Here is an 8171-nt window from a genome sequence, read left to right as displayed (position 1 = left end):
AGCAGGCCGGTCGAGCCCAGCAGCTGCCACAGGCCCACCAGCACGATCGGCGACAGCGTCTTCACCACCCAGCGGGGGACGCGTCCGCCGTCCCGGCCGGCGACACGGGAGACGGTCTCGACGGGAACGTCGTGCGCCGCGGTGTCCCGGCGCACGCGTTCGTCGGTCGTGGTCATGCGGATCTCCACTCGGGCAGGAGCGCGCGCCGGACGACCGCGGGAGCAGGTCCGGGGCAGCGCTGTCGAGGTACGAGAAAGGGAGTTCAGGCAGAGGGCGGCGACGCGGAAGGCGTGACCGGCCCGGGCGTCAGGCCCGACAGATGGAGGAGGCGACGCGCAGGAGATCGATGTGCTCCCGAGAGGTGAGCAGCGTGTCTCCGTCCACGACAGGGACGGTAGAGGCCGCGCACCATAATCTCAACCCTCGCCGTTGGGATTGCGCTGTGATCGTCGCGTCGACCGGTCCGGACATCTGCACGCCGCATACCAGCTGGTGAGAGCCTCGACAGTCGCCGCGTGCCGCGTGGGTCACAGTCGTGCGGGCGACGTTGACGCGGCGCAGTCGCGTGTACCTACAGTGTGATTCGCTCGAGTGACGGGGGAGGGATCATGTTCCACGGGGTGCAGCGCCGCCACGTCGACCTCCTGCGTACCGCCAGCGCCACCTGTCGGGACTGACACCGTTCCGGCGCCGCGACGACCGCGGTGCCGCCCACGACCCGCCCGCCGTGCACCGGCGCGGCCCGTCGTCACCTCCACCCGGGACTCTCACCGCCGACGCCGGCGCGTCCCGGGCCCCTTGCGCGCGAGCGTTTCCGCTCGCCCTCACCCGAGGACGCCATCATCGCCGTGAGACCGTTCCGCGCCCGCCTTCTCCTCGCCGGCGCGGCCGCCCTGCTCCTGGCGCCCGTCGCCGGGTGCGCCACCGGCGACCGCGTCGAGCCGGCCGCCCTCGTCACCCCCGCGGCGGCGTCCGACACGATCGTCTACGGCCACCAGCAGGAACCACCCTGCGTCTACGGCGGCTGGATCGAGCAGGCCTACCTGTCCGGCCAGATCCTGGACAACGTGGTCGCCCTGGACGACGACCGCCGGGTCGTGCCGTGGCTCGCCGAGTCCTGGAACGTCAGTCCGGACGGCCTGACCTGGACGTTCACCCTCCGCCGCGGCCCGACGTTCAGCGACGGGACCCCGGTCGACGCGGCCGCGGTCGCCCGCAACTTCGACTACTGGGTCGACGGCGGGAACGCGACCGTCAAGGCGTGGATCGGCCAGTACTACGACGCCGCCCGTGCCGTCGACGACCGCACGGTCGCGGTCCGCCTCACGCGGCCCTACCCGCGCTTCGCCGAGAACATGACCCAGCCCTACTTCGGGATCCAGTCCCCGCGCGCGCTCGACACCCGCACCGCGGAGCAGAACTGCTCGGCACCGGTCGGGTCCGGGCCGTTCGTCGTCGAGCGGTGGAACCGCGGCAGCGACATCGCGCTGACCCGGCGCGAGGACTACGACTGGGCGCCGGCCGACGCGGAGCACACCGGACCCGCGCTGGTGCGGCGGATCGACTGGCAGTTCATCACCGACCCGACCGCGCGCACCGCGGCGCTGCGCTCCGGGGCGCTCGACGCGATGTACGACGTGCAGGCCTTCGAGTGGCGCAACCTGGCGGCCGAGGGGTTCGGGCTACAGCGCTACGTGACCGGAGGGCGCCCGCAGCAGATCAGCTTCAACACCGAGCGCGGCCCGTTCACCGACCAGCGCGTCCGGCAGGCGTTCGCCCTGAGCCTGGACCGGCGCGCCGCGGTCGAGGCCGTCGGCAAGGGCGTCATCCCCTACGACGGCAACGGCCCGGTCAGCCGGTCGACGCCGGCCTACAGCGAACAGGCCGCCGCCCGGTACGGCCACGACCCGGCCGCGGCCGCCGCCCTGCTCGATGCCGCCGGCTGGCGCCCCGGCCCGGACGGCGTCCGGGTCAAGGACGGCCGACCGCTCGAGGTCGTGTTCCCCTACGCGATCAACCGGACGATCAACCAGGACGGCGCGGCGATCATCCAGGCCCTGCAGCGCCAGGCCGAGAGCGTCGGGTTCCGGATCCGGCTCGTGCCCTACCCGCCGAGCGCCGCCGCGGCCGGTGCCTACTCCGGCCCCGGCGACTACGACCTGTCCATCGGCTACTGGACCGCGGCGAACGCCGGGATCCTGCACGTGAACTGGCGTCGCGACCTCCCGGGCTCACCGAACAAGGCCAACTCGGCGTTCTACGACGACCCGGCGCTGGAGGACCTGATCCTGCGCGCCAACTCAGAGCCGGACCCCGCACGCCAGGCCGGGCTCTACCGCTCCGCGCAGCGCTACATCGCCGACCGGGCGCTCTCGATCGGTGTCTACGACCGGCTCAGCACCCTGGCCGTCAAACCCGGCCTGCGCGGTGTGCGCCAGGAACAGTCGCAGGGAGGCCCGATCTTCTATGACGCGCACTTCGCCTGAGACCGCGGTACCGGACGCGCCCGTGGGCGACGGCCCGACCGCCCGCAGCGGCGCCGCGGCGCGGCGCTGGGCGGGCCGGGTCGGCTCCGCGGTGATCGTGGTCTGGGGCGCGGCCACGGCCGCCTTCCTCGCCCAGATCGCCCAGCCCGGCGACCGCGCGACCGCGGTGCTGAACCTGCGGACCGGCCAGGTCCAGGAACGCTCACCGGACGAGCTGGCCCCGATCAACGCCGAGTACGGCTTCGACCGCTCCGCACCGGGCCAGTACCTCGACTACCTCGGCGGGCTGCTCCGCGGGGAGCTCGGGACGTCGTACCAGCAGCACCGGCCGGTGTGGGACGTGATCTCCGAGCAGATCGCCCCGACGCTCGCCCTCAGCGTCACCGCCCTGGTCCTGGCCTGGGTGCTGATGCTGGCCTGGGTGCTGCTCACCGCCGGGCGCGGCCGGGTCGCGGCGGGCTGGGGCTCGGCCGTCGACTCGTTCCTGGCGAGCATGCCCCAGTACTGGCTCGGGGTCGTCCTGCTGCTGGGGTTCGCCTACGGGCTCGGCCTGTTCCCGGTCGTCGGCGGGTCGGGGCCGGTGGCGCTCGTTCTCCCGGCACTGACGCTGGCCCTGCCGCTGGCCGGGTTCCTCGCCCAGTCCACCCGCACCGAGTTCGAGCGGGTGCTCGAGCAGCCGTTCGTGCTCTCGGCGCGGCTGCGCGGATCGGGTGACCTCGCGGTGCGGCTGCGCCACGTACTGCGGCACGCCGCATTCGCCCCGCTGACGCTGACCGGGTGGGCGCTCGGCGCCACGATCTCCGGCGCCGTGATCGTCGAGACGGTGTTCACCCGGCGCGGCATCGGCCGCACGCTCGTGAGCGCCGTCGAGTCCCAGGACCTGCCGATCGTCACCGGGATCGTCGTGCTCACCGCCGTGGTCTACGTGGTGATCAACCTCGTTCTCGACGCCCTGTACCCGCTCATCGACCCGAGGGTGACGCCATGACCACCACGATCGAGACGTCGCCGCCGGAGACGGTGCCCGCGCGGCGCCCGGCCGGACGAACCGCGGGCGCGGCGACCCTCGTGCTCGCCGTCGCCGGCCTGGCGCCGTGGCTGCTCGCCCCGGGGGACCCGGACGCGATCGACCTGGCCGCGACCTTGCGGGCACCGTCGGCGCAGCACTGGTTCGGCACCGACGAGATCGGCCGCGACCTCTACACGCGGATCGTGCACGGCACCGGGCAGTCGCTCACGATCGGCCTCGGCGCCGCAGGGGTCGCGCTGGTGCTGGCGGTGCTGCTCGCCCTCACCGCCACCCTGACGCCCCGCCCGGTCGCGGCCGCCGCGGACCGGGTCATCGACGTGCTGTTCGCGTTCCCCACCCTGCTGCTTGCGTTGTTGCTCGTCAGCGTGCTCAGCCCCTCGCCGAGGACGCTGGTGTTCGCGGTCGGTGTCGGCGTCGCGCCCGGCTACGCCCGGATGGTCCGTGCGCAGCTGCTCGGGGTGCGCGACTCGCCCTACGTCGAGGCCGCGACCGCACTCGGGCACCGGCGCCGGAGGATCGTCGCCCGGCACGTCCTGCCGAACGCGCTCCGCCCGTTGGTGGCGGTGTTCGCCCTGTCCGTCGGGCAGTGCGTGGTGTGGGCGTCGAGCCTGTCGTTCCTCGGCCTCGGTGTCGCCCCGCCCGCATCCGAGTGGGGCGCGCTGCTCGAGGCCGGGCGCAGCTACGTCACCGTCGCAGGCTGGCTCGTCGTGCTGCCAGGCCTGGCCATCGTCGCGCTCGCGGTCACCGCCACGGCGGTCGGCCGCGTCCTCGCGACCCGTCTCGAGCCCGGAGAGTGACCATGTCCTCGGCCACCGTCACCACCCCCGCCGACCCCGCGGAGGCCACCGCCTCGGCGGGCCCCGCCATCGTCGTGGAGAACCTGCGGGTGTCCTTCGCCGGGCGCGAGGTCGTCCACGGCGTGTCCTTCTCGGCCGAGCCCGGGACCTGCCTCGCGATCGTCGGGGAGTCGGGATCGGGCAAGAGCGTGAGCGCGCGCAGCCTCGTCGGGCTGGCCGGGCCGGGCGCCGAGGTGCGGGCCGACACGCTGTCCGTCGGCGGCGTCGACGTCCGCGGGCTCGGCGAACGCGCCTGGCGCCGGATCCGCGGCGACCGCGTCGGGTTCGTCCTGCAGGACGCGCTGGTCTCGCTCGACCCGGTGCGACCGGTCGGGCGCGAGATCGCCGAGGCGTTGCGGGTGCACGGCACCGTCCCGCGCGCCGACCGCCGGGAGAAGGTGCTCGAGCTGCTGCGCAGCGCCGCGGTGCCCGACCCGGAACTGCGTGCCGCGCAACGGTCGGGGGAGCTCTCGGGTGGACTGCGCCAGCGCGCCCTGATCGCCTCCGCGCTCGCGGCCGACCCCGAGGTCGTCGTCGCCGACGAGCCGACCACCGCCCTCGACGTGACCGTGCAGGCGCAGGTCCTCGAGCTGCTGGCCGACCTCAAGCGGGCCGGCCGGACGATCGTGCTGATCAGCCACGACCTGTCCGTGGTCGCCCACCTCGCCGACCACGTGCTGGTGATGGCCGACGGCCGCGTGGTGGAGGAGGGGGCGGCCGAGACCATCTTGACCGCGCCGCGCGAGCCCTACACGCAGGCGCTGATCCAGGCGGTGCCCGGCGCGGGCACCCGCGGCCGTCGCCTGTCGCCGGTTCCGCCGGTGCCGCTACCCGATCGCGGCCGGGGCGGTGCCGTTGCACGCGAGGACGCCGATCCGGACGGGCCACCGGTGCTGGTCGCCCGCGACCTGGTCAAGGACTTCCCGCTCCCGGACGGCAGCCGGCTGCGCGCCGTCGACGGCGTCGGTTTCGCGCTGCGGGCCGGGTCGACGCTGGGCGTGGTCGGCGAGTCCGGCTCGGGCAAGTCGACGACCGCGCGGCTCGCCCTGGCCCTGGAGCCCGCCGACCGCGGCACGGTCGAGCTGCGCGGGCAGGCGTGGTCCGGACTGGCCGAGCGCCACCGCCGGGCCCGGCGCGGCGCGATCAGCGTCGTCTCGCAGGACCCGTTGAGCTCGTTCGACCCGCGCTGGGACGTCGAGCGGATCCTGCTCGACGCCGTCGGGCACGCCGCGTACCCGACGGCCGCGGCGCGCCGCGAGCGCGTCACCGACCTGGTCGCCCGGGTCGGGCTCACCCCGGACCTGCTGGCGCGGCGCCCGCTGACGCTGTCCGGGGGTCAGCGCCAGCGAGTCGCCATCGCCCGCGCGCTCGCCCCGGACCCGGACGTCGTGGTGCTCGACGAGGCCGTCTCGGCCCTCGACGTGTCCGTCCAGGCGCAGATCCTCGACCTGCTCGTCGACCTTCAGCAGGCGTTCGGGCTCGCCTACCTGTTCATCTCACACGACCTCGGCGTGATCAGCCACCTGTCCGACCACGTCCTGGTGATGAAGGACGGCCGGGTCGTGGAGGAGGGCCACCCCGAGCAGATCTTCACCGCACCGGTCGACCCGTACACCCGCAGGCTCGTCGCGTCGCTGCGCAGCCTGGGTGCCGGCGCCGGCGCGGGCCGACCCGCCGACCACCGTCCCGACCTCGAGAGGACCACCTCGTGACCGTCCCGCTGCTGTTCAACGCGTTCCTGATGAACACGCCGTCGCACATCCAGCACGGCCAGTGGCGCCACCCCGACGCCCGGCAGGTCGAGTTCGACCAGCTCGGCCTGTGGACCGGGCTCGGCCGCACCCTCGAGGAGGGCCTGTTCGACGCGATGTTCTTCGCCGACGTCTCCGGGCTCTACGGCCCCGCCGACGGCAGCTACACCGACAACGTGCACGAGGGACTCCAGATCCCCAGCAACGACCCGACCGTCCTGCTCGGAGCGCTGGCCGCGACGACCGAACGGATCGGGCTGGCCACGACGTCGAACGTGATGCAGAACCCGCCGTTCAACTTCGCCCGCCAGATCTCCACGCTCGACCACCTGACCCGCGGCCGGGTCGCCTGGAACATCGTCACCTCCACCCAGGAGAACGCGGCCCGCAACTTCGGCCTCCCCGGTCTGGTCGAGCACGACGAGCGCTACGAGTGGGCCGAGGAGTACGTCACCGTCGCCTACAAGCTGTGGGAGGGATCCTGGGAGGACGACGCGTTGCTCGTCGACCGCGACGGCAGCCGCTACTCGGACCCGTCGAAGATCCACAAAATCCGGCACGAGGGCCCGCGGTACCGGGTCGAGGGTCCGCACCTGCCTTCGCCGAGCCCGCAGCGCACCCCGCTGCTGTTCCAGGCGGGCGGCTCGCCGCGCGGGATCGCGTTCGCCGCCCGGCACGCCGAGGCGGTGTTCATCAGCACGCCCTCGCCGGAGGTGGCCCGCCAGCACATCGAGCGCACCCGCGCGCTCGCCGAGGCCGGGGGCCGCCGCGGGGACGACATCCGGTTCTTCCAGGGGATGAGCATCGTCGCGGGCCGGACCGAGGCCGAGGCGCAGCAGCGCTACGACGACCTGCTCGAGCACGCGTCGATCATCGGGTACCGGACGCACGCCTCGTTGGGCATCCTCCCGGACGGGACCCGGCTGCCCGACGACACACCGCTGCGCGATATCCCGAACAACGGCGGTCGCGGGCACGTCGACTGGCTTCGCGCGGAGAACCCCGACCGCGAGCCGGTGCTGGCCGACCTCGCGCGCCGGCGCATGATCGGCCAGACCGTCGTCGGGACACCGGACTCGATCGCCGAGCAGCTCGGGCGCTGGCGCGACGCAGGCGTCGACGGGATCAACCTGGTCAACTACCGGCTGCCCTCGTCCTACGAGGAGTTCATCGAGCTCGTGCTCCCGGTGCTGCAGGAACGCGGGCTGGCCAAGACCTGCTACGGGGACGCGTACACGCTGCGCGGCCGGATGTTCGGCCACGACCGCCTGCCCGACCGGCACCCCGCGGCGCGGTTCCGCGGAGCATTCGGCGGGCCGGAGCAGGTGACCGCGGGCGCCGCCCGGCAGGCCTGACGCACCTTCTCGATGCCCTCGGATCCAGGCCGGGCAGTCCGAAGCGGGGACGGCGCTGGGTGCCCGCTACGCCGAGATCGTGTTCACCTCGCTGTCCACCCTCGACATCGCGCTGGACTTCACCCGCACCATCCGCGGCCGGGCCGAGCGTCTGGGGCGGCCCGGTGGCCTGCCGCTGATCTTCAGCTCGTTCCACGCCACCTACGGCGCGACCTGGACTCGACGCTGCCGGAGAGCCTGCTTCCCGACGTCACGTCGGTGAACCGCCGCCGCGGACGGGTCGACATCTTCACCGGCTACGCCCGGGCGGGCCACACGCTGCGCGAGCTCGTGATCGCCGCGCAGGACACCGGGCACCGGGCGGTGGCGGGAACGCCGGAGCAGCTCGCCGACGCGGTCGAGGAGCGGTTCCGGGCCGGTGTCCTGGACGTGATCACCCTCGGGGGCCTCGCCGACCCGCGCCAGCACGACTTCGTCGTCAACGGCCTGCTGCACGAGCTGCGCAAACGCAAGATCGTCGCTGACGACTACACCGGCGCCACCCTGCGCGAGAACCTCGGGCTCGAGCTGCCGGTCCGCGCCCGCTGTCACTCGATGTCCGTCGTGCGCCATGGTGGTGCGGTGTAGGTGTGTCCGGTCGGCGTCGTGGTCCGGACGCCCTCTTCGGTTCTTTCCACGCTCCACCCGGGTGTTTCGCGGAGATAGTTGTGGAG

At 73.6% G+C, this 8171-nt stretch carries 9 protein-coding genes; 8 read left to right on the top strand and 1 reads right to left on the bottom strand.

The features are described 5' to 3' along the window. Positions 1 to 306: 306 nt before the first annotated feature. The gene (locus I4I78_RS34320) at positions 307 to 471 is read right to left on the bottom strand and encodes a putative leader peptide (RefSeq protein WP_374225922.1); all 165 of its coding nucleotides are present in this window, start codon (positions 469 to 471) and stop codon (positions 307 to 309) included. Positions 472 to 608: 137 nt separating this feature from the next. Here I4I78_RS34320 and I4I78_RS34315 point away from each other — a divergent pair, with 137 nt between their 5' ends. The 8 genes from I4I78_RS34315 (at position 609) to I4I78_RS26590 (ending at position 8085) form a co-directional block, all read left to right on the top strand. After that, positions 609 to 677 (top strand): putative leader peptide, encoded by a 69-nt coding sequence (locus I4I78_RS34315; protein WP_374225923.1) that lies wholly within the window; start codon positions 609 to 611, stop codon positions 675 to 677. Positions 678 to 848: 171 nt separating this feature from the next. Next, positions 849 to 2486, top strand: a complete 1638-nt coding sequence (locus I4I78_RS26620) for an ABC transporter substrate-binding protein (protein ID WP_218614242.1) — start codon at positions 849 to 851, stop codon at positions 2484 to 2486. Between the two features lie 22 nt (positions 2487 to 2508). After that, positions 2509 to 3474 carry an ABC transporter permease gene (locus I4I78_RS33995; protein ID WP_308252372.1) on the top strand — a complete coding sequence of 322 codons (966 nt, stop codon included), beginning with the start codon at positions 2509 to 2511 and terminating at the stop codon, positions 3472 to 3474. Beyond that, the gene (locus tag I4I78_RS26610) at positions 3471 to 4313 is read left to right on the top strand and encodes an ABC transporter permease (RefSeq protein ID WP_218614240.1); all 843 of its coding nucleotides are present in this window, start codon (positions 3471 to 3473) and stop codon (positions 4311 to 4313) included. The genes I4I78_RS33995 and I4I78_RS26610 overlap by 4 nt, the downstream gene beginning before the upstream one ends. A gap of 2 nt (positions 4314 to 4315) precedes the next feature. After that, entirely contained in the window at positions 4316 to 6064 is a 1749-nt protein-coding gene (locus tag I4I78_RS26605) for an ABC transporter ATP-binding protein (protein ID WP_218614239.1), read from the top strand. Then, positions 6061 to 7458 carry an LLM class flavin-dependent oxidoreductase gene (locus I4I78_RS26600; protein ID WP_218614238.1) on the top strand — a complete coding sequence of 466 codons (1398 nt, stop codon included), beginning with the start codon at positions 6061 to 6063 and terminating at the stop codon, positions 7456 to 7458. The genes I4I78_RS26605 and I4I78_RS26600 overlap by 4 nt, the downstream gene beginning before the upstream one ends. A 79-nt stretch (positions 7459 to 7537) precedes the next feature. Then, positions 7538 to 7720: a hypothetical protein gene (locus I4I78_RS26595; protein ID WP_226380488.1), complete on the top strand. Its 183-nt coding sequence runs from the start codon at positions 7538 to 7540 to the stop codon at positions 7718 to 7720. Further along, a complete protein-coding gene (locus tag I4I78_RS26590) occupies positions 7717 to 8085 on the top strand; it encodes a hypothetical protein (protein WP_218614237.1) in 369 nt (122 codons plus the stop codon). Before I4I78_RS26595 ends, I4I78_RS26590 begins: the two co-directional genes overlap by 4 nt. Positions 8086 to 8171: the final 86 nt, after the last annotated feature.

This window comes from Pseudonocardia sp. KRD291 (assembly GCF_019263595.1).
Classification (GTDB): Bacteria; Actinomycetota; Actinomycetes; order Mycobacteriales; family Pseudonocardiaceae; genus Pseudonocardia.
This window is presented reverse-complemented; position numbering and strand designations above follow the sequence as displayed.

Bases quoted from the DNA above. Each gene is read 5' to 3' on its own strand.
- I4I78_RS34320 (WP_374225922.1), bottom strand. From the start codon at position 471: ATGTCCGGACCGGTCGACGCGACGATCACAGCGCAATCCCAACGGCGA.
- I4I78_RS26610 (WP_218614240.1), top strand. From the start codon at position 3,471: ATGACCACCACGATCGAGACGTCGCCGCCGGAGACGGTGCCCGCGCGG.
- I4I78_RS26605 (WP_218614239.1), top strand. From the start codon at position 4,316: ATGTCCTCGGCCACCGTCACCACCCCCGCCGACCCCGCGGAGGCCACC.